The 25,699-nt window shown below is 63.8% G+C and carries 19 protein-coding genes and 1 pseudogene; 16 read left to right on the top strand and 4 right to left on the bottom strand.

Annotated features, from left to right (window positions below):
• The first annotated feature begins 40 nt into the window (after nt 1-40).
• Complete coding sequence (locus DOM57_RS14980) at nt 41-826, top strand: phosphocholine cytidylyltransferase family protein (RefSeq protein WP_110649993.1); 786 nt, start codon at nt 41-43, stop codon at nt 824-826.
• A 60-nt stretch (nt 827-886) separates the two neighbouring features.
• Here the strand turns inward: DOM57_RS14980 and DOM57_RS14975 are convergent, their stop codons facing one another.
• Nucleotides 887-1,693, bottom strand: a complete 807-nt coding sequence (locus DOM57_RS14975; protein ID WP_110649992.1) for a nucleotidyltransferase family protein — start codon at nt 1,691-1,693, stop codon at nt 887-889.
• Entirely contained in the window at nt 1,677-2,876 is a 1,200-nt protein-coding gene (locus tag DOM57_RS14970; protein WP_204352986.1) for a hypothetical protein, read from the bottom strand. The genes DOM57_RS14975 and DOM57_RS14970 overlap by 17 nt, the downstream gene beginning before the upstream one ends.
• Before the next feature lie 305 nt (nt 2,877-3,181).
• Between DOM57_RS14970 and DOM57_RS14965 the strand changes: the two genes are divergently transcribed.
• The 14 genes and pseudogenes from DOM57_RS14965 (at nt 3,182) to DOM57_RS14905 (ending at nt 21,438) form a co-directional block, all read left to right on the top strand.
• The gene (locus tag DOM57_RS14965; protein ID WP_204352985.1) at nt 3,182-3,634 is read left to right on the top strand and encodes an HIT family protein; all 453 of its coding nucleotides are present in this window, start codon (nt 3,182-3,184) and stop codon (nt 3,632-3,634) included.
• Nucleotides 3,635-3,832: 198 nt separating this feature from the next.
• Nucleotides 3,833-5,605 carry a fatty acyl-AMP ligase gene (locus DOM57_RS14960; protein WP_110649990.1) on the top strand — a complete coding sequence of 591 codons (1,773 nt, stop codon included), beginning with the start codon at nt 3,833-3,835 and terminating at the stop codon, nt 5,603-5,605.
• Between the two features lie 5 nt (nt 5,606-5,610).
• Entirely contained in the window at nt 5,611-6,546 is a 936-nt protein-coding gene (locus tag DOM57_RS14955) for an NAD-dependent epimerase/dehydratase family protein (protein ID WP_110649989.1), read from the top strand.
• Nucleotides 6,547-6,627: 81 nt separating this feature from the next.
• Nucleotides 6,628-6,876 (top strand): acyl carrier protein, encoded by a 249-nt coding sequence (locus DOM57_RS14950; protein WP_110649988.1) that lies wholly within the window; start codon nt 6,628-6,630, stop codon nt 6,874-6,876.
• Nucleotides 6,876-8,075: a serine palmitoyltransferase gene (gene spt / locus DOM57_RS14945; protein ID WP_204352984.1), complete on the top strand. Its 1,200-nt coding sequence runs from the start codon at nt 6,876-6,878 to the stop codon at nt 8,073-8,075. The genes DOM57_RS14950 and spt overlap by 1 nt, the downstream gene beginning before the upstream one ends.
• 37 nt (nt 8,076-8,112) lie before the next feature.
• Complete coding sequence (locus DOM57_RS14940; RefSeq protein WP_110649987.1) at nt 8,113-9,825, top strand: ABC transporter ATP-binding protein; 1,713 nt, start codon at nt 8,113-8,115, stop codon at nt 9,823-9,825.
• A gap of 27 nt (nt 9,826-9,852) precedes the next feature.
• Nucleotides 9,853-12,717: an ankyrin repeat domain-containing protein gene (locus tag DOM57_RS14935; protein WP_110649986.1), complete on the top strand. Its 2,865-nt coding sequence runs from the start codon at nt 9,853-9,855 to the stop codon at nt 12,715-12,717.
• A gap of 10 nt (nt 12,718-12,727) precedes the next feature.
• Nucleotides 12,728-16,273: an SNF2-related protein gene (locus DOM57_RS14930; protein WP_110649985.1), complete on the top strand. Its 3,546-nt coding sequence runs from the start codon at nt 12,728-12,730 to the stop codon at nt 16,271-16,273.
• Between the two features lie 195 nt (nt 16,274-16,468).
• Nucleotides 16,469-17,455, top strand: a complete 987-nt coding sequence (locus tag DOM57_RS14925; protein WP_087718484.1) for an aldo/keto reductase — start codon at nt 16,469-16,471, stop codon at nt 17,453-17,455.
• On the top strand, nt 17,452-18,276 hold the full coding sequence (locus tag DOM57_RS14920; RefSeq protein WP_087718483.1) for an SDR family NAD(P)-dependent oxidoreductase: 825 nt from the start codon (nt 17,452-17,454) through the stop codon (nt 18,274-18,276). Before DOM57_RS14925 ends, DOM57_RS14920 begins: the two co-directional genes overlap by 4 nt.
• 455 nt (nt 18,277-18,731) lie before the next feature.
• Entirely contained in the window at nt 18,732-18,890 is a 159-nt protein-coding gene (locus tag DOM57_RS22765) for a lipid A-modifier LpxR family protein (protein ID WP_373419400.1), read from the top strand.
• Nucleotides 18,823-19,308, top strand: a complete 486-nt coding sequence (locus DOM57_RS14915; RefSeq protein ID WP_204352983.1) for a lipid A-modifier LpxR family protein — start codon at nt 18,823-18,825, stop codon at nt 19,306-19,308. The genes DOM57_RS22765 and DOM57_RS14915 overlap by 68 nt, the downstream gene beginning before the upstream one ends.
• A gap of 30 nt (nt 19,309-19,338) precedes the next feature.
• Nucleotides 19,339-19,986: pseudogene (locus DOM57_RS14910) on the top strand (transposase); the annotation flags it as partial.
• 144 nt (nt 19,987-20,130) lie between these two features.
• A complete protein-coding gene (locus DOM57_RS14905; RefSeq protein ID WP_110649984.1) occupies nt 20,131-21,438 on the top strand; it encodes a glycosyltransferase in 1,308 nt (435 codons plus the stop codon).
• On the opposite strand, the gene DOM57_RS21845 is transcribed toward DOM57_RS14905, so the two are convergent.
• Together DOM57_RS21845 and DOM57_RS14900 are read right to left on the bottom strand one after the other, a co-directional pair.
• Nucleotides 21,360-21,740 (bottom strand): hypothetical protein, encoded by a 381-nt coding sequence (locus DOM57_RS21845; protein WP_162619558.1) that lies wholly within the window; start codon nt 21,738-21,740, stop codon nt 21,360-21,362. The genes DOM57_RS14905 and DOM57_RS21845 overlap by 79 nt on opposite strands.
• Nucleotides 21,737-23,041 carry a glycosyltransferase gene (locus DOM57_RS14900; RefSeq protein ID WP_110649983.1) on the bottom strand — a complete coding sequence of 435 codons (1,305 nt, stop codon included), beginning with the start codon at nt 23,039-23,041 and terminating at the stop codon, nt 21,737-21,739. Before DOM57_RS14900 ends, DOM57_RS21845 begins: the two co-directional genes overlap by 4 nt.
• Before the next feature lie 109 nt (nt 23,042-23,150).
• On the opposite strand from DOM57_RS14900, the gene DOM57_RS14895 reads away from it, so the two are divergent.
• Nucleotides 23,151-25,631, top strand: a complete 2,481-nt coding sequence (locus tag DOM57_RS14895; protein WP_110649982.1) for an ELM1/GtrOC1 family putative glycosyltransferase — start codon at nt 23,151-23,153, stop codon at nt 25,629-25,631.
• Nucleotides 25,632-25,699: the final 68 nt, after the last annotated feature.

Below are 25,699 nucleotides of genomic sequence, written 5' to 3'. Positions count from 1 at the left end.
CTTCATGCACAGCACCATACAGACGAGACATCGACCCACCATGCAGCAATCGAATCCTTCGCGGCCACGCCAAGCCATCCTTCTCAGCGCCGGCCAAGGCAAACGTCTATTGCCTTATACCGAACATTGTCCCAAGTGTCTCATTCGCCTTGGCGACAAGACCGTCATCGAACATCAGATCGATCATCTGCTCGCCGCCGGTTTCGAGCGGATCACCGTCGTACTCGGCTATGGCATCGAACAAGTGACGCAATGCCTGCATGATCGCTATGCAGATGATCTGGTCGATATCGTCTTCAACCCCTTCTATGAGGTCGCCGATAACTTGGCCAGCTGCTGGATGGCGCGCGAGGCGATGCGGGAAGACTTCCTGCTGCTCAATGGCGATACCCTGTTCGACCAGCCGGTGGTGGAACGCTTGCTGGAGGCGCCGCAGCATCCGGTCACCCTGGCCATCGACCGCAAGGCGCGCTATGACGCCGACGACATGAAGGTCAGCCTGCACGGCGATCGCCTGGTGCGGGTCGGCAAGACGCTCGATCTGGATACGGTAAACGGCGAGTCGATCGGCATGATGACCTTCCGCGGCGCAGGCGTGGCGCTGTTCCGCGACACGCTGGAACGCATCATGCACGACCCTGAGGCGCTCAAGCGCTGGTATCTGAGCGTGATCGATGAACTCGCGGCAAGCGGCAACATCTTCGTCCAGTCCATCGAGGGGTTGCGCTGGGCGGAACTCGACTTTCCCAAGGATCTCGAGCAGGCGCGCGCTCTGGTGACTCGCTGGCAGACCCGTGACGCGGCGGTGGAGGCCGCGCGCGGCTGAACGTCTTCTCTCCTTCTCGGACCCGTCGGCTTCTGCGAGCGCTGCCAGGCTCCTAGCCGGTCAGCGTTCGCCGGCGAGAATCGCTTCGACCAGTTGCCGGTCGGCAGGCGTGTCCACGTCGACGGCCGCCTCGGCGTGATCCAGCACTACGGCCCGGATGCGTATGCCGAGCCGGCGGGATAGCCTGTCCAGGGCCTGCTCGAGCGTCAGACGTCCGAGCAGGTAACGCAGCACCGCCCCCCAGCCCAGCGCTCCGCCGATGACCCGCCAGGGCCGCTTGCGTTGCTGCTCGACCTGGCGCCAGAAGTCGGCGAGCGCGCGGCCTTGCGGTGTGGTGAAGACAAACAGGTTGCAGCCGCAGTAGGGACCGTCGGACAGCCGTATCGCCGTGCGTCGCGTATCGGGGAAGCGCCTCGTCACTGTCTCCAGGCGTGCCACGCCCACCACGAAATCGCCATCGCTGGCCAGGGCGCGACCGACAAACGCGGTGACGATGGTCGGCGTCAACAGGGCATGATCGGCGGTGGTCACCATGACCGGCACGTCATCGGGCAGCGACCGCAGGGCGGCGCCGACGCTGGCGCTGGGCGTCGCGGCATTCTCCACCCAGCTCACATCGTCGCGGCTAAGCAGCTCGCCAAGCACCGGATCGTGTTCGATGATCGCCGCCGACGGTCCGGCCAGACAGATACGCGCGATACGCGCACTGCCGTCGAGCGCGCCGAACACGCGACGCAGCATCGGTACACCGGCGACCGGTGTCAACGCCTTGCAGGCGACACCGGCCTCCCGCGTGACCGGATCGTCGGCGCCGCGATCCGCCGCCAGCACCACGGCCGCAATCTGCCCTTCAGAGATGCTTTTCATAGAGACGGTAACGTTTGTAGAGGTCGGTTCCGATATGCTCGAGGATATTTCGCATGCCAGCGTTGTCCTCGAGTATCCAGGACATTTCCACGGCTTCGATGCCATGGCGGATGAGCGACGCCTGGATCGACTCGATCAACACCAGGGCAAGCGTCGGCCCGAGGCGACTGAACTGGTATTCACTGCGTACCCCCATCAGCGGCACGCGTCCGGTCTTTGGCCTGCGCACCTTGAGTCGCCATAGCAGACGCAGCCAACCCACCGGCCACAAACGTCCGTGCAGTGGCGCGATCGCCTCGTTGAGGTTGGGCAAGCCGACAATGAACGCGACGGGCTTGGCGTCGATCTCGGCGATCTGGATCAACTCCGGCGGCACCAGCATCTTCAGGCTGGTGCCCAACTCGTTAAATTCGGCTTCGGTGAACGGTACGAATCCCCAGTTCTTTGCCCAGGCGTCGTTGAAAATGTCGCGTAGAATATCGAGTTCTTCGTCGAAGCGGTCGCGACGCAGGGGGCGTAGGTGAATTCGTTCGCGCCGACGATCGATCATGCGCCTCATCGTTGGCGTAAAATTCACGCCACGTGTCGACATCCAATAGGCGAGCAGATCCTTGGCGGGCGTATAGCCTTGCGCCTCGACGTGGGAGGCATAGTAGCGCCCGGCATGTCCCATCATCATCGAAGGCGGCCACTCGAAACCGTCAACCAGCAATCCGCACTCCTCGTTGATGGTCAAGTTGTAGGGACCGGTTATGTGCCGCGCGCCACGCTCGCGCAGCCAGGTCTCCGCAGCGGTGAACAGCGCCGCGAACACGGCGGGGTCGTCGATGGCGTCGAGCATGCCGAAATGGCCGCTATCAGCGCCGTGATACTGGCGGTGGAGGCTGTCAGTCTGGGCACTGATCCGCCCTACCGGTCTATCGCCAGACCAGGCGATGAATCCCTGCCAGGTGACATGGTCGAAGGCCGGGTTCTTGGTCAGATGCAGGCGTCGCTCCAGGTGCAGCGGTTCAACCCATTGCGGATCATCCCGCAGCAGGTCGCCCGGCAAACGCACGAAGGTAGCCAGATCCCGGCGCCCTTTGACCGGCCTGACGTCGATCTCGGCAGGCGAGTGACGGGGGGCGGCGTGATGATGAGTGTCGGAAGAGACACGCACTTCGGAAGGAGCGTTACTATTCACGTGAAGCCTTAAGCATGCCATCGCCTCACACCGAGCAGCATGATGCAGCGCGACAACGGAATTCGGCGGGATGGGAGGCGATCGAAAGCCGTAGCCAGACAAGCGGATCGCTTTAGGAATTTTGCATCGGATGCCGCATCATAGGTATCTTCACGCATCACTGCAACGCGAAGGCGTCTGCGACTACCATGAAAAAGGAAGAAGGCTGTCCGATGATTTCTAGTAGCCTGCTAAATATGTTAAGACATCATTAAGGTTTTGTTCGTTATACTGGGAATACAATAAGCAGAGGTGAGACAAGGATCGTGAGTACGCAACCACAAGCCGAGCCGAACTCGACGATGGTGAAGTTCGGCGCTCCCGGCAATATCGTGCATGACTATCGCCACTGGAGCGTGCTGTTTCGCGAGGCCCAAGTGACCGTGGGCGCGCTGGTGCTGATTGCCAAGGGACCGGAAACTGCCTTTCCCGACCTGCCCCGCGAGGCATTCACCGAGCTGGCCGAGGTGACTGCCGACATCGAAGCCGCTCTGGGCCAGGCTTTTGCCTACGACAAGATCAATTACCTGATGCTGATGATGGTTGATCCTCACGTCCATTTTCATGTGGTCCCTCGCTACGCGACGCCACGCACGTTCGATGGCCATGATTTCGCCGATGCCGGCTGGCCCGGCCCCCCCAGGCTGGATGTCGTCAATGCCAGCGACGCTGCGCTCAATGCACGGATACAGTCAACGATCATGCAGTATTGGGCATGACCATTGTATGACATGCCGCAGCCTCCAGGATCGCCGCCGGCAGATCGAAGGTCTGTGTCACACCGCGCGCAGAAACAAAGGTATATCGAGCCGGTCAAGGCCATCCGGGACACTACCACTGACTATGGTGTGTCCAACGGCTACGCATTGTCTTTATAACAACCCCCTCTGCTTCGATGATCGAGACTCTCCTCAATAATGACCGAACTCTATATCACCAAAACGTCAACACGGAACCCGCTTCCCCAGCGGCTGGCCGATTTCACCACTCTGGCCGAAGCGCTCGACTATGCCGCGCAGGGTGTGACGGGCTACAACTTTCATGATGGCCGTGGCCGTCTCATCGCCCCCTTGCGCTACGCCGAGCTGCGCCAGCGTGCCCTGGCGGCGGCTTACCGCCTGTGTCGCCTGGGGCTGAAACGGGGCGACAAGGTGGCCATTATCGCCGATACCAGCCCGCTGTTCATGGAAATCTTCTATGGTTGCCAGTATGCGGGCTTCGTTCCCGTGCCGCTGCCGATCAACATGAGCCTCGGCAACCATGCCAGCTATGTCGAACGTCTCGCGCGCCTGCTGCGCAGCTGCGAGGCCCGCGTTGCGATTGCGCCTGCCGAGATGCAGTCCTTCCTGACGGAGGCCGGCAGTGAATTCGAGCTGCTGTTCAGCGGTGATGGCGAGGCGTTTCATCGGCTCGACGCCAATGTGCAGCCTCTCGAGCCGTCGCGGCCGGATGAGCTGGCCTATCTGCAGTACACCTCGGGCAGTACCGGCTTTCCGCGTGGCGTGATGATCGATCAGGCCACCGTGATGGCCAACCTGCGCGGGATCGTCACCCATGGCCTGGGGGTGCGCCCGGACGACCGTTGCGTCTCGTGGCTGCCGTTCTACCATGACATGGGACTGGTCGGTTTCGTCCTCGGGCCAATGGCATCACAGCTGTCGGTGGATTATCTGGGCGCGCGCGAATTCGCCATGCGACCGATGCAGTGGCTGGCGCTGCTCAGCCGCAACCGCGGCACCATCGCCTTTGCGCCGCCCTTTGGTTACGACATCTGCGCTCGCCGCCTGCGCAGTGGCGATCTCGAACGTCTCGACCTGTCGAGCTGGCGCGTCGCCGGCGTCGGCGCCGAGCCGGTGCGTACCGATGTTCTCGAGCGTTTCGCCGAATGCTTCGCGCCTGCCGGCTTCGACTCGCAGGCCTTTCTGCCCTGCTACGGTCTGGCGGAATGCTCCCTGGCGGTCAGCTTTGCGCCGCTCGGTCAGGGCATCGCCGTCGAGCGCATCGACCGTGCCCATCTCGAGCATCATGCTCACGCCCGCCCGGCCTCGGCATGTGGCGATATGGCCGTTACCCGCTTCGTCAACTGCGGTCATGCGCTGCCCGGCCATGACATCGTGATTCGTGATCAGCAGGGGCAACCCCTGCCCGAGCGTGCGGTAGGCCGCGTCACCGTGCGCGGCCCCAGCGTCATGTCGGGATACTTCCAGAATCCCGAAAAGACTTCCAAGGTGCTCCGTGACGGCTGGCTCGACACCGGCGATCTGGGCTACCTGACGCCGGAGGGGCTGTTCATCACCGGGCGTCATCGCGACCTGATCTTCGTCAACGGCCGCAACATCTGGCCCGAGGATCTCGAGCATCTCGCCGGGCGTTGCCAGGGCATCCGGCATGGCGATGTCGTCGCGTTCACGGCGGCGGCGGAAGACGAGGAGGCGGTGGTCATGCTGGTTCAGTGCCATCTCAGCGATGCGCAACGTCGACGCGACCTGGTCAATGAGCTGACCAGCCTGATTCGCAGCGATTTCGGTGTCGCGTGCCGTGTCGTCCTGCTCCCCCCCCGCTCGCTGCCGCGCACGTCGTCCGGCAAGCTTTCGCGCAGCGAGGCGTGCAGACGCTACCTGCAGGACGGTGGCGAGTCGCTGGGGCTGGCACCGCCAGCCGCGTCGCTGACCGGGACCGGGGCGCCCTGATCCCCATGGCCACGAGTGTCGCGCTTACCGGAGCCACCGGCTTCATCGGCCGCCGGCTGCTCGCCCGGCTGGTCAGCGATGGCGTGCAAGTGCATGCCCTGACACGGCGCGTGCCAGCCGAGCCGGAAGACCCGCATATCCGCTGGGTCAGCGGGTCGCTCGACGATACGACGGCGCTGGAGCGGCTGGTCGCTGGGGCGGGGGCCGTCATCCATTGCGCCGGCGCGGTGCGTGGCGCCAATGACGCCACGTTCCGGCGCATCAATGTCGACGGTAGCCGTCGGCTGTTCGAGGCGACGCAGCGTCAGGGGTGTGCCCGCCTGCTGTTGATGTCCTCGCTGGCCGCGCGCCATCCCGAACTCTCCTGGTATGCCGCCTCCAAGCGTCAGGCGGAGCAGCAAGTCGCATCGGCAGCGCGGCCGGCGGTGACGGTATTTCGCCCGACGGCGGTCTACGGACCCGGCGACCGCGAGTTACAACCTCTGTTCGAGATGCTGATGCGCGGCTGGCTGCCGATGACCGGCCCGCGCGAGGCGCGCCTGTCGTTTCTGCATGTCGACGACCTGGTGGCCGCAGTGATGGCCTGGCTGCGTCACTCCCCGGCTGGCGCTCCCGCCGACGGCGGTCCCTTCGAGCTTCACGATGGCTACCCGGGCGGCTACACTTGGCCGCGCATCGCCGCGATCGGCGCTGCCGTGCGCGGCGCTCCGGTGCGCCGCCTGCCGATTCCCGCCGGCCTCTTGCACGGCATGGCGCTGGTCAACCTGATGCTGGCGCGCGGGCTGCACCGTTCGCCGATGCTCACACCCGGCAAGGCCCGCGAGCTGCGACATCACGACTGGACATGCCATAATGATGCGTTTACCCGCGCGACCGGGTGGGCACCGCAGATCACGCTGGAGCAGGCGCTTGGCGATCGTCGGCAGTGGGCGGTGGACTGACCGTGCCACCGGCTTTTCCACTACCCTGCTTTTTCATGACATTCAACGTGGCGCACGCCGCCAGCAACGGACATAGCACGCATGCCGCAACATGAACAGATCCTCGAGCGATTGATGGCGCATCTCGAACGCCTGGCGCCGCCGGACAGCAATCTTCACCCCGACATCGACCTGGTCAGCGAGCTGGGGCTCGACTCGGTCAAGGTGATGGATCTCATGCTGGATGCCGAAGACGAATTCGACATCTCCGTCCCTCTGAACATCCTCGCCGATATCCGCACGCCCAACCAGTTGGCCCAGGCGATCAATAAGCTGCTCGAGAGCCAATGATGTCCCTGTTCGATAAATTCCAGTCTCTGAGCGATGCGCGCCACGCCTTGATCCAGGCAGAACCCAGCCCGATCGGCACGCGCATCGATGAAGTCCTGTCGCCTACCGAAGGGCGCGTAGACGGCAGGTCGGTGATCCTCGCCGGCACCAATAACTACCTGGGACTGACTTTCGATCCCGACTGCATCGCGGCGGCACACGACGCTCTCGATCAAGAAGGCACCGGCACCACCGGGTCGCGCATGGCCAACGGCAGCTACGTCAGCCACACCCGCCTCGAGGAAGAGCTGGCGCGCTTCTTCGCGCGTCCCTCGGCGGTCGTATTCTCCACCGGCTACATGGCCAATCTCGGCCTGATCGGTACCCTGGCCGGTGCCGACGACGTCATCGTGCTCGACGCCGACTGTCACGCCAGCATCTACGATGCCTGCCGCCTCACTGGTGCCGACATCATCCGCTTTCGTCACAATGACGCCGGAGATCTCGAGAAACGCCTGCGCCGTCTGGGCGAACGCACCGCCAATGCCTTGATCGTGGTGGAAGGCATCTACAGCATGCTGGGGGACCAGGCACCGCTGCGCGAGATCGTCGCCGTCAAGCGCCGCCATGGGGGTTACCTGCTGGTCGATGAGGCCCACTCGCTGGGGGTGCTGGGCGCCCATGGGCGCGGCCTGGCCGAGGCCGAAGGCGTCGAGGCCGACGTCGACTTCGTGGTCGGCACCTTCAGCAAGAGCCTGGGCGCCATCGGCGGCTTCGCCGTCAGCCATCATCCGCAGCTCGACATGATCCGCTACGCCAGTCGGCCGTACATCTTCACTGCCTCGCCGTCCCCGGCGACGATCGCATCGGTGCGTGTCGCGCTCGATATCGTCGCCAGCCGCCCGGCGCTGCGCCGCCAGCTGTGGGCCAATGCCGAGCGTCTGTATCACGGACTGGCACGGCTCGGTTTCGAACTGGGGCCGGAGCCCGGCCCGGTGGTCGCCACGCTGCTGGGATCACCTCAGCAAGGGGTCGCCTTCTGGCACGGGCTGCTCGAGCGTGGCGTCTATGTCAATCTGGTCCTGCCGCCGGCCACGCCGGGCGGTCGGGCGTTGATGCGCATCAGCGTCAGCGCGGCCCACGACACGGCCCAGATCGACCGGATCATCGCCGCCTTCGCCGCCCTGAAACCCATGCTCGACCATCACGGGCACGAGTGAACACCGGCGGTCGTCATGACCGCCCACGGACTCGCACATGCGTCTGCTTTTCGCATTCTTTCGCCTTTACCCGCAACGCACGATCATCATGTTGATCTGCCTGTTGTTCGCAGGCATCGCTGAAGGGATCGGCCTGACCACGGTGTTGCCGCTGCTATCGGTGGCGCTCGGCCAGGACGATCATCCTAACGCCTTCTCACAGAAGGTGCTCGCCATCATGGACGCCATCGGCTTGCCGACCACCATCGGCGTCATCCTGACGATCATCGTCATCGGCATGACGCTCAAGAGCGCGCTGGTGCTGCTGGCCAACCGCCAGGTCGGCTACACGGTCGCGCGGGTCGCCACCGACCTGCGCCTCGAACTGATCCACTCGCTGCTGGCCAGCCGCTGGGAGCACTATCTGCGCCAGCCCACCGGCGGCATGGCCAACTCGGTGGCTACCGAGGCTACCCGCGCCGCCACTGGCTATGAACACTGTGCCAACGTCATTGCCCTGTTCATTCAGGTGGTGGTCTATGCGATTGTCGCGCTGATGATCGGCTGGCAGGCGACGCTGGTCTCGCTGGGACTCGGCGTGCTGATGTCGCTCATGCTGTATCGGCTGGTGCGCGCTTCCAAGCGTGCCGGCAAGAAGCAGACCCGACTGATGCGTGAACTGCTGTCACGCCTGACCGATACGCTGGGCTCGGTCAAGCCGCTCAAGGCGATGGCACGCTACGATGTCGCCGACGCGCTTTTGCAGCGCCAGACCCATCGTCTCAACCGCGCCATGGAGCGTCAGGTGCTGGCCCGCGAGGGGATGAAGGCCTTTCAGGAGCCGATCCTGACGCTGTTCATTGCCGTTGGCCTCTATCTGGCCCTGGTCGTGTGGGGGCTGTCGCTGCCGTCGGTGATGGTCATGGTGTTCCTGCTGGCTAGGATAGTGATGCAGCTCAACCAGCTGCAGCGGCGCTATCAGCAGATGCAGACCCAGGAGAGCGCCTACTGGGCGCTGAAGGATGCGGTGCAGGCGGCGCGCGACAACGCCGAGCCCGTCAGCGGCGACTTGAACCCGACCCTCGAACGTGGCATTACCTTCGAGAAGGTACGCTTTCACTATGGCGACCACGCGATTCTCAACGAGACCGACCTGACCATTGCGGCGCGCTCGTTCATCACGCTGATCGGCCCCTCCGGCGCCGGCAAGACCACCCTGCTCGATATCCTGTGCATGCTGCTGGAGCCCAGCGCCGGTCAGGTCCGTATCGACGGCGTGCCGATCGCGCGGATCGACCGGCTCGCCTGGCGGCGTCTGATCGGCTATGTGCCGCAGGAGACGCTGCTGCTGCACGATAGCGTGCTGGCCAACGTCACGCTCGGCGATCCTACCCTGACCGAGGCGGACGCCGAACGCGCGCTGCGCCAGGCCGACGCCTGGTCGTTCGTCGGCCAGATGCCCGAAGGGATGCAGAGTTCGGTGGGCGAGCGCGGCTCGCGGTTATCGGGAGGCCAGCGCCAGCGCATTGTCATTGCCCGCGCCCTGGCCCATCGACCCAAGCTGTTGATCCTCGACGAAGCGACCAGCGCCCTCGATATGGAAGCGGAGGCAGCGATCAGCAAGACCCTGCAGAGCCTCAAGAGCGAACTCACCATTATCGCCGTCTCTCACCAGCCCGCGCTGGTACAGGCCGCCGATCATGTCTATCGGCTCGAACGGGGGCAACTGTTGCCGCTCGAGAAAAGCGAACTGTCTCGCCTCCCTGCCTGACCGCCGTCGACAACAAGGTACCTCTTCATGCGCATACTGCTTTACAACGCTCTCGAGACGCACCGCATTGCCGGTTTCGACAAGGTCCGTCAGGCCCTCGAGCGCGACGACTTCACCCAGGCGGACGTGCGCAAGGTGGGTGACAACCTCTACCGCGCCCGGCTGAACAAGCGTGACCGGCTGCTGTTCAGTCTCTACCGTCATGGCGGCGAAACCTGTTGCCTGATCCTCGAGCACATCGCCAACCATGCCTACGATCGCTCGCGCTTTCTGGCCGGCAACGCGTCGATCGACGAGGCCAGAATCCCGGCGCTCGAGACGCCGGCAGCCGGCGAGGTGCCGGAGGCGCCCTATCTGCACCCCGAGCGCGAGCGCTTTCATCTGCTCGACAAGATCCTCTCCTTCGACGACGACCAGCAGGCGATCTTCGAGCTACCGCCGCCGCTGGTCATCGTCGGCTCGGCGGGCAGCGGCAAGACCGCGCTGCTGCTCGAGAAGATGAAGGAGGCCATCGGCGACGTGCTCTATGTCAGCCTGTCGTCCTATCTGGTCCACAACGCCCGCGACCTCTACTACGCCCACGACTACGACAATCCCGATCAGGAAGCCACCTTCCTCTCCTTCCAGGAGCTGCTCGAGAGCATCCACGTGCCGGCGGGGCGCGAAGTGACGCTGCGCGACTTCCAGGGCTGGTTCGAGCGTCACCGCCGCGGCAGCCACCTGAGCGACGCCCACACGCTCTTCGAGGAGTTCCGCGGCGTAATCACCGGCCCGCTCAGCGAGGGCGGCTGGCGCTCGCGCGAGGCCTATCTCGAACTCGGCGTCAAGCAGTCGATCTTCGCCGAGGAAGAGCGGCCCAGGGTCTACGACCTGTTCGAGAAGTACCTGGCATTTCTCGACGAGGCCGGGCTCTACGACCCCAATATCGTCGCCCACCACCACCTCGCCCGGGTCGCGCCACGCTACGATTTCGTGGTGGTCGACGAGGTTCAGGACATTACCACCGTACAGCTCTACCTGATCCTCAAGGCGCTGCGCGAGCCCGGCGCCTTCCTGCTCAGCGGTGACGCCAACCAGATCGTCCACCCCAACTTCTTCTCCTGGGCCAGCGTCAAGTCGCTGTTCTTCCAGGAGCAGGCGTTGACCGGCCACGGCGAGATCGTGCGTGTGCTGCACACCAACTACCGCAACGCCGCGGTGGTGACCGAGGCCGCCAACCGCATCCTCAAGCTCAAGCAGGCGCGCTTCGGCTCGGTGGATCGCGAAAGCCACTACCTGGTGCATAGCGTCAGCCGCCAACCCGGCCAGTTGCAGCTGCTCGCCGCCAGCGACGCCGTCAAGCGCGATCTCGACGCACGTACCGCCCGCTCGACGCGATTCGCAGTGATCGTCATGCACCCGGAGCAAAAGGCCGAAGCCCGGCGCTGGTTCAGCACGCCGCTGGTGTTCGCGATCCAGGAGGCGAAAGGGCTCGAGTACGATAACGTCATTCTCTACGACGTCGTCGGCGGCGAGGCGAAGGCCTTCCGTGACATCGCCGCCGGCGTCGATCCCGCCGCGCTGGAGCGCGACAGCCTCGACTATGCGCGGCCGCGGGACAAGCGCGACAAGTCGCTCGAAGTTTACAAATTCTACATCAACGCCCTCTATGTGGCGCTGACCCGCGCGGTGCGCAACGTCTACCTGGTCGAATCCGACCCCGCGCACCCGCTGCTCGGACTGCTCAAGCTCGAACACCTCGACGACACGCTCAGCCTCGAACAGAGCGAGGAATCCTCGGTCGAGGAGTGGCAGCAGGAGGCGCGCCGGCTCGAGCTGCAGGGCAAGGCCGAGCAGGCGGAGGCGATCCGCAGCCAGGTACTCAAGCAGCAGCCGGTGCCCTGGCAGGTGCTCGACCGCGCCGCCTTCGCCGAACTGCGCACGGCGGCGCTGGCCGACGACGGTGGCAAGAAGGCGCGCCTGGAAGCGCTGGAATACGCCCTGATCCACCACCACCGGCCGACGCTCAACGCCCTCGAGGCGGCCGGCTTCAAACCGGCGCTGAGCGGCGAGGCGAAGGCCGTGAGCCAGCTCAACCGCAACCGCTTCATGGCCTACGCGTTCAGCCAGCCACGCGCGGTGTTCAAGGAGATCGAGCGCTACGGCGTCGATCACCGCACGCGCTTCAACCTGACGCCGCTGATGATCGCCGCCCGGCTCGGCAACGCCGAACTGGTGGCGGCGCTGCTCGAGCGTGGCGCGGATCCGACGCTGCGCGCCAATAACGGCTTTACGGCACTCCACTTCGCCCTCGAACAGGCATTCATCGACGAAACCTTCGCCCGCCAGCAGCTGGCCTCGCTTTATCCGCTGCTGGCACCGGCAAGCGTCTCGCTGCAGGTCGACCAGCGCCTGGTCAAGCTCGACCAGCGCCTGATGGAGACCTTCCTGCTGCACGTGATGACGGCCCTCTTCTACCGCTATCTCGGCCCGGCGCAGGCGAGGGGCAATGCCTACACCGCCAAGCAGCTCGCCGATTGGCTGGCCGGGCTGCCCGAGCGCGTGCTGCCGGCGCGGCGCAAGCAGCGCCCCTATATCAGCAGCATCCTGTCCAAGAACGAGGCCGACGGGCGCGATCCCTACAACCGCAAGCTGTTCGTGCGGCTGCAGCGCGGCCATTACATCCTCAACCCGCGCCTCAAGCTGCGCGACGGCGAGCAATGGCGGCCGCTCTACGCCTGCCTGCCACCCGAGGATCTGGGCATCGTGCGCACCGCGCAGGACATGTCGACCCTGGGACGCAGCGCTCCCGAACAGAAATCCCAATCCTTGGCGGACACTCTCGACGCCCACGGCGAGCGCCGGCTCGGTGATTTCCGGGCGACGCTCGCCAGGCTGGCGGAAGAAGGGTAGAGAACGGGACATGCTTGTTCCCGGACGGAAGATGATGCATTTCGGACGCACCTGGTGGGGCCAGCAGTGGCTGGCCGCTCTCGACGACATCGATTTCAGCAACCGCTTGCCTCGGGGCCGGCGCTACGCGGGCAATGGCTCGGTGCGTTCGATTGCGATCGACGATACGGCGGTCACCGCGCACGTAAAGGGTAGCCGGCCTTCGCCGTACCGGGTCGAGGTAGCGCTGACGTCGTATTCCGAGTCACAGCGACAGTTCGTACTGGAGGTGGTGGAAAGCAGCCCGGTATTGCTTTCGCGCCTGCTCAATCGCCAGCTCCCCGCGCCGGTGCTGACGCTGCTCGAAGAGCGCGGGATACGGCTGTTTCCGGGCAGTTGGCAGGACATGACCGCGCGCTGCTCCTGTCCCGATGTCGCGCTGCCCTGCAAGCATATTGCGGCGGTGATCTATCTGATCGCCAACGAGATCGACAAGGACCCCTTCCTGGTGTTCGCGCTCCACGGCCTGGATCTGCCCAGGGCGCTGGCGGCGCGCGCTGGAGTCCGGCCGGCGGCGCTGGCGACCCTGCCGGCGGTTTCGGCGGGCTGGTCCGAGGCATCCACCATCGCCGGTTCCGAGCCACCGGACAGCGACGCCTTCACCGGCATCGACCTCTCCCGCGTGCCGGCACTCGAATCGCGTATCTTCACCATCCTGTCCGCCCAGCCACTGTTCCATGCCAAGGATTTCCGCGCGATTCTGGCGACCCAGTATCAGCGCGCGCGCCGCGCCGCCCGCGCCTTCGACAAAGGCGCCGATACGCCCTGGTTCGAGGCCGAGCAGATCGTGGACTTGACCGCGGTCATCGATGACAGCGGGACCCTCGTCGAACTGCGCGGCGATGGCAAGCGACTGTTCACGGCGGGCCACAAGCAAGATGACGCCGATCCGTTCGCGGCTTACCTGGCCGGCCTGCATGCGCTGCCCGCCGAACGCGAGCCGCGGCTGGCGCATAGCGTGCTGCTGTGGCGCGTGCTGCTGCGCTTCGCGCTCAAGCTCCTCGAGCAGGGTGCTTACGTGCCCTGGGCGGGCGAGAACAATGCTGGCGAGACGCTGATTCAGTGGCGCCCGGCGCGGCTGGACGCCAGCGTCGACGCCCTGTTCGCGCGGCTGTGTGAGCTATGTCCGTCGGATCTCGTGCAGCTTCGCATCACAAGCGGGCGGCGCGAGTATGCCCATGGCGACGCGCCGACGCAGCTCATGGCCGCGCTGCATCTGCTGCTGGGACTGTTCATGCGCAGGGGCTTCGAGAACACCGCAGAGGCGCACGGCGATGATGCCGTCAAGCGGCTGTTCTTCGCCGGCCGGCCGCTGCACTTCAAGCGCTTCGAAACACAGCAGACACCGCAGCTCATCGCCCATTGGCTGCGCCGGCTCACCCTCGGCGAGCGTGCGCACCGGCTGCATCTGATGGTCGGCGAGCGTGGCGGCGACGCCTTGAGTGTCGCGCTGAGCGTCGAGTGCGACGACGGTTTCGAGCCCGTCGCCGACTGGCTCGTCCGGGCCGAGGGCGGCCAGGCCAAGGCGGCGGTGCTCGCCGATCTGGCGGTGCTCGCCGATTATTTTCCGGATGTAGAGCGCCTGTATGGCCACGCTGATGCGGGCAGGGCCAATCATGAGCTTGTCTACGCCCTGGATGCCTTCACCCCCATCCTGCGCGAGGTGTTGCCGGCGCTGCGCATGCTCGGCATCGGCGTGATCCTGCCCAAGGCGCTGCACAACCTGGCGCGGCCGCAGGCGAGCCTGTCGTTGTCGCGCTCGGGCGACGCGGCACCGGTGTCCTATCTCAATCTCGAGCGGCTGCTGGACTTCGATTGGCAGGTGGCGATCGGCGATCAGCGTATCCCGGTCGATGCGTTCCGGCGTCTGGTCGACAACGCCTCGGGGTTGGTGCGGGTGCTGGATCAGTACGTCCTGGTCGACGAACGCGAGGTACGCCAACTGCTCGACAAGCTGGCCACGCCGCCGGCCGAGCTCTCACGCGCCGAATTGCTGCAGGCGGGGCTGGCCGGCGAGCTCGACGGCGGCGAAGTGGCCCTGCGGGACGACGCACGGGCGCTGTTCGACCAGCTGATCCGGCCCGAGGCGCCGCCAGCGATACCGGAGACGCTCAAGGCCCAGCTGCGGCCGTACCAGCAGCGCGGCTTCGCCTGGCTGGCCGGCAACGCCCGGCTGGGGTTCGGTTCGCTGCTGGCCGACGACATGGGCCTGGGCAAGACGCTGCAGGTGATCACGCTGCTCGCCCATCTCAAGGCCCAGGGCCGGCTGAACGGATCCTGTGCACTGATCGTGGCGCCGACGACGCTGTTGACCAACTGGCGCCGCGAGATCGAGCGCTTCGCGCCGGCGCTGACGGTACAGGTGTTTCACGGAACGCAGCGCAAGCTCGATCCCGACGCCCACGACGTGGTACTGACCAGCTACGGCCTGGTGCGCAGCGACGCGAAAACCCTGACCAAGCCGCGCTGGGGCGCGCTGGTAATCGACGAGGCACAGGCCATCAAGAATCCCGCAGCCGCCCAGACCAAGACGGTCAAGCGCCTGAAAGCCGATATCAGGATCGCGCTGTCCGGCACGCCGGTGGAGAACCGGCTGCGCGAGTACTGGAGCGTGTTCGACTTCATCAATCCCGGCTATTTGCGCAGCCAGAAACGCTTCGCCGAGGCGCTCGCCACACCCATCGAGCGCGAGCGCGACCAGGCCGCGCTGAAAACATTCCGCGCCATCACCGCGCCGTTCATCCTGCGCCGTTTGAAAAGCGACAAGTCGATCATCGCCGACCTGCCCGATAAGATCGAGGCCAACCGTTACTGTGCGCTCACCGCCCGCCAGGCTGCGCTCTACCAGAACACCGTCGACACGATCATGGACGAGTTGGCCAACAGCGAGGAGAGCGTCGCGCGCCGCGGGCTTATCTTCAAGCTGCTCAATGCTCTCAAGCAGATCTGCAACAGCCCGGACCAGTACCTGGGCCGGAGGCAGGTCGACATCGAGGCCTCCGGCAAGCTGGCGGCGTTCGTCGACATCATGCGCGAGGTCGAGGCGGCGGACGAGAAGGCCCTGATCTTCACTCAATACACCGACATGGGCGAGCTGCTCGTCGCGGCACTGCGCAATGCCTTCGGTATCGAGGTGCCTTTTCTGCGCGGCGGGCGCACCCGCAAGCAGCGCGACGACATGGTCGCCGCCTTCCAGCACGGCCGCGGCCAGCGCGCCCTGGTGATCTCGCTCAAGGCCGGCGGCACCGGGCTCAACCTGACCGCCGCCAGCCAGGTCATTCACTACGATCTGTGGTGGAACCCGGCGGTAGAGCAGCAGGCCACCGACCGCGCCTACCGCATCGGCCAGCGCCGCAACGTCACGGTACACCGCCTGATCACCGAGAACACCTTCGAGGAACGCATCGACGCCATGATCCAGGCCAAGAAGGAACTCGCCGAGCTCACCGTGGCCGACGGCGAGCGGTGGATCACCGAGTTCTCCGACGCCGAGTTGCGCGAGCTGGTGAGCCTGTGAGGCGGGCGGAAACCGAGTCCGACAGAAAAAACATGACCGTTGGCAAGGCCATCGTCAGCTCTGATCTGCCCGTATTGTCTGGCCGAACTGGTGCTCTGGCGGGTATATTGAGAGCGGAGTCACTGATTCAGGCATGACAGAGCTGCTTGAAAACAGAAGTAGCCTTTTTGAAGGCACCGGAGAGAGGAGTCATTCATGAAGACGCGAAAGCTGGGATCTGAGGGGCTCGAAGTTTCCGCGCTGGGCCTGGGCTGCATGGGCATGTCCGAGTTCTACGGGCACAGGGATGAGGCCGAGTCGATCGCCACTATCCACCGCGCGCTCGACCTCGGCATCAGCCTGCTGGACACGGCCGACATGTACGGCCCGTTCACCAACGAGCAGTTGGTGGGCAGGGCGATACGGGATCGCCGCGATCAGGTCGTGCTGGCCACGAAGTTCGCCAACGTACGCGGCGAGAATGGCGAGTTTCTCGGTATCCGCGGTGATGCCGACTACGTGCGGCAGGCCTGCGATGCCTCGCTCAAGCGCTTGGGGGTGGATCATATCGATCTCTACTACCAGCACCGCGTGGATCCCAACGTGCCGATCGAGGAAACGATCGGTGCCATGGCCGAACTGGTCAAGGCCGGCAAGGTACGCTACCTGGGCATGTCGGAAGCGGCCCCGGAGACCCTGAGCCGTGCGCATGCCGTGCATCCGATCAGCGCGCTGCAGACCGAGTATTCGCTGTGGAGCCGCGACGTGGAGGACCGGGTCCTGCCGACGGTGCGCGAGCTGGGCATCGGCTATGTCGCCTACAGCCCGTTGGGACGGGGCTTTTTGACCGGGCAGATCAAGCGGTTCGAGGACCTGCCGGAGGATGACTTTCGCCGTCACTCGCCGCGCTTCCAGGGTGAGAACTTCCGGAAGAACCTGGACCTGGTTGCCGAGGTCGAGCGTATGGCGGCCGAGAAGGCTTGCAGCCCGGCGCAGCTGGCGCTGGCCTGGGTGCTGGCGCAGGGAGACGACATCGTGCCTATCCCCGGCACCAAGCGGCGCGAGCGCCTCGAGGAAAACATCAAGGCGCTGGACGTGCAGCTCAGCCCCGAGGATCTTGCACGCATCGACCGCATACTGCCGCCGGGTGCGGCTGCCGGCGAGCGCTACGATGCCTCTCAGATGCAGGCGTTGAACAAATGAGTGGCGTGACTGATGCTGCGCTCGATGGCCGCGTGGCAATCGTTACCGGCGGCGGACGCGGCCTGGGTCGGGCAATGACGCTCGGCCTAGCTCGAGCCGGGGTACGAGTGGTTGCCACTGCGGCACGTGAATCGGCGGAGATCGAGCAGGTGGCGGTCGAGGCATGCGCCGAATGCGGCGAGGAGCGCGTCCTGCCGCTGGTCGCCGATGTTACCCAAGAGGCCGATTGTGAGCGGGTGGTGGCCAGCGCGCTGGAGCGCTGGCAGAGGCTGGACATCCTGGTCAACAATGCCGGCCGCGGCATGAAGTACGTCAGCGAGCGTTTTCTCACCGAGCCCACTCACTTCTGGGAGGTGACTCCCGAGACTTGGCGCATGGTTATAGAGACCAACGTCAACGGGCCCTTCCTAATGGCGCGCGCAGCGGTACCGCATATGCGTGCCGCCGGTTGGGGCCGCATCGTCAATATGTCGATGAACCACGAAACCATGCGGCGACGGGGCTTTTCGCCGTATGGACCATCGAAGGCGGCGCTGGAATCGGAGACCGTGATCTGGGCACATGATCTCGAGGGCACCGGCGTCACCGTTAATGCGCTGCTGCCGGGCGGCGCGACGCTGACCGGCATGATTCCGCAGGACCTGGATGAACACTTCCGTGCACAGCTGCTCGACCCGCAAGTCGTGGTCGCGCCGCTGCTGTGGCTGGCTTCCCCGGCAGCCGACCATATCAACGGTCAGCGCTTACTGGCCAAGTGCTGGCGTGACGACGATCCGGCGGCGGCGTTCGGAGATGCCGGCTGGGGGCACACTGATCGTTAGGGGCTGTTGACGTTTCATGCACGGCCGCGCCGGAGCCAGTTTTTGTGCGGGGCAAGGCGTGAGGAGTGTGATTTGTTCAGTACATCCCTGTACTTCACCCCTTCGGGGCTGACGCGCAAAAACGCTCCAGGCGTTTTTGTGGTCATTCCAAATGAGCGACGAATAACGCAGCACTGTGCAAAAACTGGCCCGGCCCTTCGGGTTGCGCGGCAAATGGCGCCATGCGGCGTTGCGGGATTGGAAAAGGGAACCACCCTTTTCTGCATCCCGCGCCTGGCCTGGCGCCATTTGGCGCAGCAACGCGGTTCGCGCTGAAACGTCAACAGCCCCTAGGTCGCCCCCGTTTGCCCCAGGTGGAAGTGCCGGAAGGAGCCCTCTTCCTTGAGGCCAGGGGCACCTAACTTGGCAGGCCCAACCGGTCCTTGGCCAGACATTCTATAGTGAGGCTCGAATATATGACGACTCAATGGTGCTGGGGTCTATTGCTCGGCGCTCTCGCCACAACGGTTTCCGCTGAGGGCCTGCTCTCTCTGAAAGTGGAAAACGATGCATTCTCTGCTGGTGGCGATCGCCACTACACCAACGGCATCGAGGCAGTCTGGGCTTTTTTTTGAACCTGTTGACGGGCACTGGGCCCGACATTTCGCAGAGGCGCTTCCGGGATGGCCGGCAAGCAGCCTGGAGGTTGTGGCTTACCGATTAGGGCAACAGGTTTATACAGCGGAAGATATCGAGGTCGAAGCGCTCATCAAAGATGATCGCCCCTATGCCGGCCTGCTCATTGGCGGAGTCTCGCTTTTGAACAATCACCAGCATGACAGATGGCGACTGGCAGAAAGCCTACACGTCGATGTTGGCATTGTAGGGCCGGCTTCCGGAGCAGGGAAGCTACAGAGAGAATTCCACAAGTGGATTGCCACGGACGATCCAAAGGGCCGGGATAACCAACTTCCTGAATCCGTGACTTCGCACGGCTCGAATTGCCGCTCAAGCCTGCAACGACAAGGCTTCGGACGGTATAACAGCACCTGACATCCATTCACCCAGTCAGTGCATTGGCCCATGCGCACCTTCACTCTCCAGCAATCCAAGACCGAAGTCTACACACCCCATGGCGGACTGGCCCTGGTAGGCCATTGCCTGAATCGACACACGTCATTGACCCAAACCGCGCGCACCGTGGCCAAACGCCACGGCATTCCGAACATCGAGCGGATCCGGACCTACCTGGGCCTGATCACGCTGGGCAAAAGCGACTTCGAGGCGGCGGCGCCAGTGCGGATCGATCCGTTCTTCAAGTCCGCCATGGGCATCAAGCAGTCGCCGTCATCGGCCCGGTTGCGGCAACGCTTTGATGAAGATGCCAAGGCGCTGACACCCTTGCTGGACGATGCCAGTTCCGAGTTTTCGAAGTCCGTGCAAGCTCCGGTTTCCCCGCGGGGCATGGGCCATGTGGCTCTGGATATCGATGGCTTCCCCATGGACAACAGCCAGACGAGCCAGGAAGGTGTCAGCTACACCGACAAGGGCTACAACGGCTATGCGCCCATTGCCGCGTACCTGGGCCAGGAAGGCTGGTGTATGGGTTGTGAGTTACGCCCCGGTAGCCAGCACGCCAATAACGGCTTTCTGGAAACGCTCAAGCGCGTGTTGCCTCGTGCCCGAACGCTCACCGCTTCGCCGATCCTGTTGCGCCTGGACAGTGCCCATGCTGGATACGCTTGCAGCTCCTCTGCCATCCCAATTGTTGATGCAGCGTGCTAATATGTTCAGCTTAGAACGCAGCGCCAATGAATTTCTTGAGATTCTGTTGCCCGATCATCCATCGATTCACGTTGAGCATGGAATGACGCCATGACAATCCCTACTCCACCCTCCTCGCATCATATGTCCAGCCAGAATACGGGGCAGGAGCGCATCGCGATATTCATGCGTTCACTCGATGCAGGAGGCGGAGAGCGGGTAGCGCTGACATTGGCCAGGGCCTTCAGTGAGCGCGGCCATACCGTAGAGCTGATCGTCACCGATACCAGTGGCCCCTATCGTTCCCATATTCCTGAGAACGTAAAGCTGGTAGAGCTTATACCCTCTACGAGATCAAGGGCCTACTGGCAGATAATGCGTAATGAATGGCGGACGCTTTTCACTACTCTTCCACCGCTTCTCCTGCCGACGCCAAGATTTAAACGACTGATGCCTTATTTACCAGCGCTTGGTGAATATCTTGAGCGCACCCCGATTCACTCATTGCTGGTGATCAATACTTATTCCAATATCTTGGCTATATGGGCGCAGCGCTGGGTAGGCCGCTCCATTCGCATAGTACTAAGCGAACACAACGCCTTCTCCGAACGACTCAAACTTGGCCGCTCATGGCGTCGACATCGCCTTCTAAAGGCTGTTATTCATCACTCTTACCAACGTGCCCATGCCGTGGTCGGGGTCAGCCAGGCTATCAGCGAGGAGCTCGTGCACCATGCGCGACTCCCCTCCGACCTCGTTCAGACCATCTACAATCCGATCTATGATGAATCGTTATTTGCCAATGTCCACCGGATGCCATCACCCCATCCATGGCTGGATGACGAACGGATGATCCCGGTGATTCTCGGTGCCGGCAGACTGGTGGCGCAGAAGGATTTTATGACCTTGTTGCGGGCCTTTGCCCGTGTCGGTGAGCGGCGTAGTGCACGATTAATCATTATCGGTGAAGGTGAGCAGCGGGCAGAAATCGAACGTGAAGCACGAAGCTTGGGGGTTAGCGAATCTGTACTTTTACCGGGATGGATACAAGATCCCTACGTCTGGATGAGTCGAGCCAATCTCTTCGTGCTTTCCTCGATCCATGAAGGTCTGTCCAATGTACTGATCGAAGCCATGGCCTGTGGATGCCCGGTGGTCAGTACCGACTGCCCCCATGGCCCCAACGAAATCCTTGCTGGCGGCCAATATGGTCCACTGGTTCCGGTAGGCGATGTAGAAGCACTGGCAGATGCCATGATCAGACAGCTGGATACACCGCAACCGGCGGAGTACATGCGCTCACGGGCCAGCGCGTTCAGCGTTGACCGTTCGGCACAACATTATCTGCAACTCCTGCACACTGGCCCGAAAGAGCTCCCGCCAAAGGCCAAGATGTTCGCCGCAGCCACGTCACTGTAGCCCAGCGTCTCGCGCATGTAGTGGATACCTTCTGCATCTATATCCACGCCGAAACAGCGTGTGGCCGCTTGGTCGAGCGCCTGGTGCAGCCATCTGCCGCGCTGCATTTTCTTACGGATGCCGGCCGAGCCGTGATCAACACATCCCACGTGAATGACTTGCTTGTCGGCCACCCGTTCGGTGAGCACATCGAAACGCGATCGATACTCGTGATCTGCCGGTTCCAGGTCGAACGTCGCAACCAGATCGTTGGAAAAACATTTCCCTCGCAAAAAGCCAGAGGTGTTGTCGCTAAGTTTCATAGGTTGTCACGTCCGTGGTGAACCGAATTCGAGTTGTTCATAGAGGCTGAGGCTATTCCGGTGTGCGGACCACCTGCGGCATACGCTGAACCTGAACGCCCCGGCAACAATAGATCGAGGTAGCGTCCGGCACTGCGCTGCAGGCTAAAAGCGGCGCCACGGCGGCGCAGCATATCCGTCGGCAGCGGGGCATCGAGCGTGCGTATCATGGCTGCGGCCAACGCCTCGGTATCGTTCACTGGCACCAGTTCGCCATAGCGACCACCATCCAGAATCTCCGCCGGGCCGCTGGGGCAATCGGTACTCACGACCGGGCAGCCGCAGGCAAGCGCTTCGATCAGTGCATTTCCCAGCCCTTCGTAATCGGAAGAGAGCACGAACAGGGCGGCCCGGGAAAATGCCGCGTAGGGATTTTCGGTGAAGCCGGGGAGCGCGACATCGTCGCCGATGCCCAGCGCCTCGACCTGCGCTTGCAGCCGCGGCCGTTCCCGGCCCTCACCGATGATCAGCAGCCGTGCCGGCCGCCGCTCACGCAGCCGGGCGAAGGCGCGCAACAGAAGCGGGAAATTCTTCTGCGGCACGAATCTTCCCGCTGCAACGATCACCGGCGTTCCACCGTCATCCAGCCACGGATGTGGCGCAGATTCGGCGGCGCGAACGGCCAGTTCCGGCGTGACCACCGGATTGTAGACGGTATCGATGATGGCGCGAGGCAACCCGGTGGTAACGGCCAGATCATCGGCGACGCCATCGGAAACCGCGGCAATCGCATCGGCCCATGGATAGGTGCGTGCAACCAGCGGCGCGATATGACGCCAGCGCCACTTGCGGCTGAGCGTGATAGATTGGGAAAGCTGGGTGCGCTCGCTGATCACGATGCGGGTGGGTGCGCCACTCAAGCGCCGCGCCCATAGCGCCAACAGATTGGTGGGCGTCTTGGCAGCGAGCAGCGCTGCCGGGCGCATATCGGCCAGATAACGGGCCAGATCGGCCAGATAGGGTTGGACGGGGGCCGGGCGCCGCGTCAGCAGCGCGGGCCGAGCCAGCGCCATGAGGCCACCGGGGTCCAGTTTGGCGAGTTGCAGTTGTGCGGCCAGGCCGTTCTGCTGCCGCAGGGTCACGATATTGACGCCCGCCGGCACCGCCGACAAATAGGGGCCTTCGGCGCGACACAGCACCAGGTCCACCGGATGGCCGGCAGCGTGAAAAGCTTCGGCCAGATGAAGTAGTGAACGGCCGACACCGCCAGCGGCAAGCGAGGGCAATAGCAGGGCAATCCTTGGTAGCGGGTGTTCTGGCATTCGGAATTCGGGCTCATGTTCGAATCAGCGCAATCGCTGTTTTTTAACCTATCGTGTTGTAGCATGCCAATAAATCGTTTCAGGTGCGCCCAGTGAAGGGGGTTTTCCGGTGACCAGCAACGCTTCATCCCTCAACGAGGATATCTTATCCATCGCCGCCCGGCCGATCCGGGTCGAGCGCGCCGATACGCCGCATCAGCCCCACTGTGTAGTATTGCCGGCATTGACATCCGAACCGTCGCCGCCGCGCCCGCCCGTACGCATCTTTCTGGGCACCGAGAAGGCTCAGATACGCGCCCAGCGTGTGTTCTTCTATTCGGTCGAACGCGTACGCGATCCTGCACGCGAATATCGCATCTATCTGATGAAGGATATTGCCGGTTTCGATCGCAGCCAATGGCGCACCGGCTTCACCAACTACCGCTTCGCGATTCCCGATTTCGCCGGGCGCGAGGGCCGCGCCATCTACAACGATGTCGATCAGATCTACTTCACCGATCCCGCCCAACTGTTCGATCTGCCCATGGCCGACCATGGCTACCTCGCCATCTCGCCCCGGGACACTTCGGTCATGGTGATGGATTGCGCGCGCATGGCGCAATGGTGGAATCTCGAGCAGGCCCGGCATGCCGACAAGAAGGCGTTGACCCACACGCCGGCGGAGCAGCCCGGCCTGTGGGGCGAACTCGACGGTCACTGGAATGCGCGCGACGAAGAGTATGAGCATGGTCGGACCCACGTGCTGCACTATACGGCGCTGCATCAGCAGCCCTGGCAGCCGACGCCGCGCGTCTACTCCTATCACCCCAATGCGCTGGGCGATCTGTGGCACAGCCTGGAGCGGGAAGCGGACGCTCACAACTATGGGCCCTTTTCACGCCAGACGCCAAGCCCGTGGTTCGACCAGGCGCTGCGCGCGCTCGAGACACGCCCTGATACCGACACACCAATAACCAGCAGTCTCCAAGCCGCGACGCTGGCGAGCGAGTGTCGCGTCACTTCTCTACTATGGTGTCGGCCCGCCCGGCAGGCCGCAATGCCAGCGCCGCTGAACATCGAGGCCACTCAGGTCTGGCCCCCCGAGCGCGATGCCCCGGAGGACAGCGTCTTTGACGGCGCCGCAGTGACGGGCGTGCTCGAACATCTTCCCGCCGAGGACATCCCCTGGTTCATGGCGGAATTGGCGCAGCGTGCTCGCTACATGCTCTATGTGGGCGTGCGTCTTCCCGATACGCGACGTGTCGATGATCTGCCGTTCTATCGCACCCACTGGTGGCGCGAACAGCTGCGCCGGATCAGCCGCGCCCATCCCGATCTCGTCTGGCATCTCGATATTCAGCGCGAAGGCACCAGCGAGCGGGAATGCGTGCAATCCGGGCTGACCGGCGCGCGCGATGGCCATGGTCGGGTACCGCGGGTGTGGTTATTGCTGGGCCAGCATCACGGCGATAATGCCCAGCTGCGGCTACTCGCGCAGCGCCTGGGCTGGCCGAGCGAGGAGAAACGGCTGAGCTTCAAACCGTCTGCGCCGAGACCTGCGCTGTTCAGCAGTCCCTCGCTGGCCAGCGTAGACCTGGCCAATTCCGACCGCCTCGAGCCACCCTGGCCGGATATGATCCTGAGCGCCGGCCGGCGCAGCGTCAGCGCTGCGCGCTGGGTCAAGCAACAGTCGGGAGGCCGCACGCAGCTGATTTGTCTCGGCCGGCCGCGCGCACCGCTGGACTGGTTCGATCTGATCATCACTACGCCTCAGTATGGCCTGCCGGCACGAGACAATATCGTCCACAACATGCTGCCGCTCAACGCCAATGATAATGCCGCGCTCGAGGAGACTGCAGCGCAGTGGAAAGGTCGCTTCGATGATCTGCCCCGGCCGCATATCGGCGTGCTGATCGGCGGCGCCACAACGACGCAGCAGTTCGATGCCGAGGTCGCCCGTTCAATGGCCGAGGCCGCCTGTCGTCTGGCCAGAGCCCGCGGGGGTTCGCTGCTGATCGCCACCGGCCCGCGTACAGCGCCTGACGTGGCAGAGGCCTTCTTTGCCGGCATCGAAGTCCCCAGCTATTGTTATGCCTGGCACAGTGACAACGGCGCCGATAATCCTTACCGCGCCTACCTGGCGCTCTGCGATGAATTCATCGTTTCCGGCGACAGTGTATCGATGCAGGCCGAAGCCATTCGTACCGGCCGGCCGGTGCATGTCTTTCCGCTCGCTACACCAGCGAAGTCACGAAGCCGTCTGGGCCACCGGCTTGAAGCGTTCATGCATGGGCGCACGCGCGAGACCGGCACCCGCGGCACCCATCGCCAGCAGGACTGGAAAGGTCGGCTGTACGATCGCGCCTTCTGCCTGGGTCTGATATCCGCACCGCGCAACGCCGAGCGCCTGCACAATGTGCTCGCCATGCGCAATCTGGTTGAGGATGTCCGCAATGGATCGAGCGATGCGTCGAAAAGCACCGCCCCACGCCGTCAGCGCATCGCAGTCTCCGACGAGGTGAGTGCTACGGTAGAGAGAATTCGCGAACGCGCCGGCGAGCATTACTGGCGCGAGCGAGTCAGTGCCAAGGGCCACGCGAGTGACAGATGACAATGATGGATAGAACCGGAACTGACGGAGCCCTCATGAACATTATGGTATTCGCTGCTGCGCCAGGG

The organism is Salinicola peritrichatus (assembly GCF_003206715.1).
In the GTDB taxonomy this organism is placed as follows: domain Bacteria; phylum Pseudomonadota; class Gammaproteobacteria; order Pseudomonadales; family Halomonadaceae; genus Salinicola; species Salinicola peritrichatus.
Note: the sequence above shows the minus strand (reverse complement) of the source record. Positions and strands in the feature narration are given on the sequence as shown.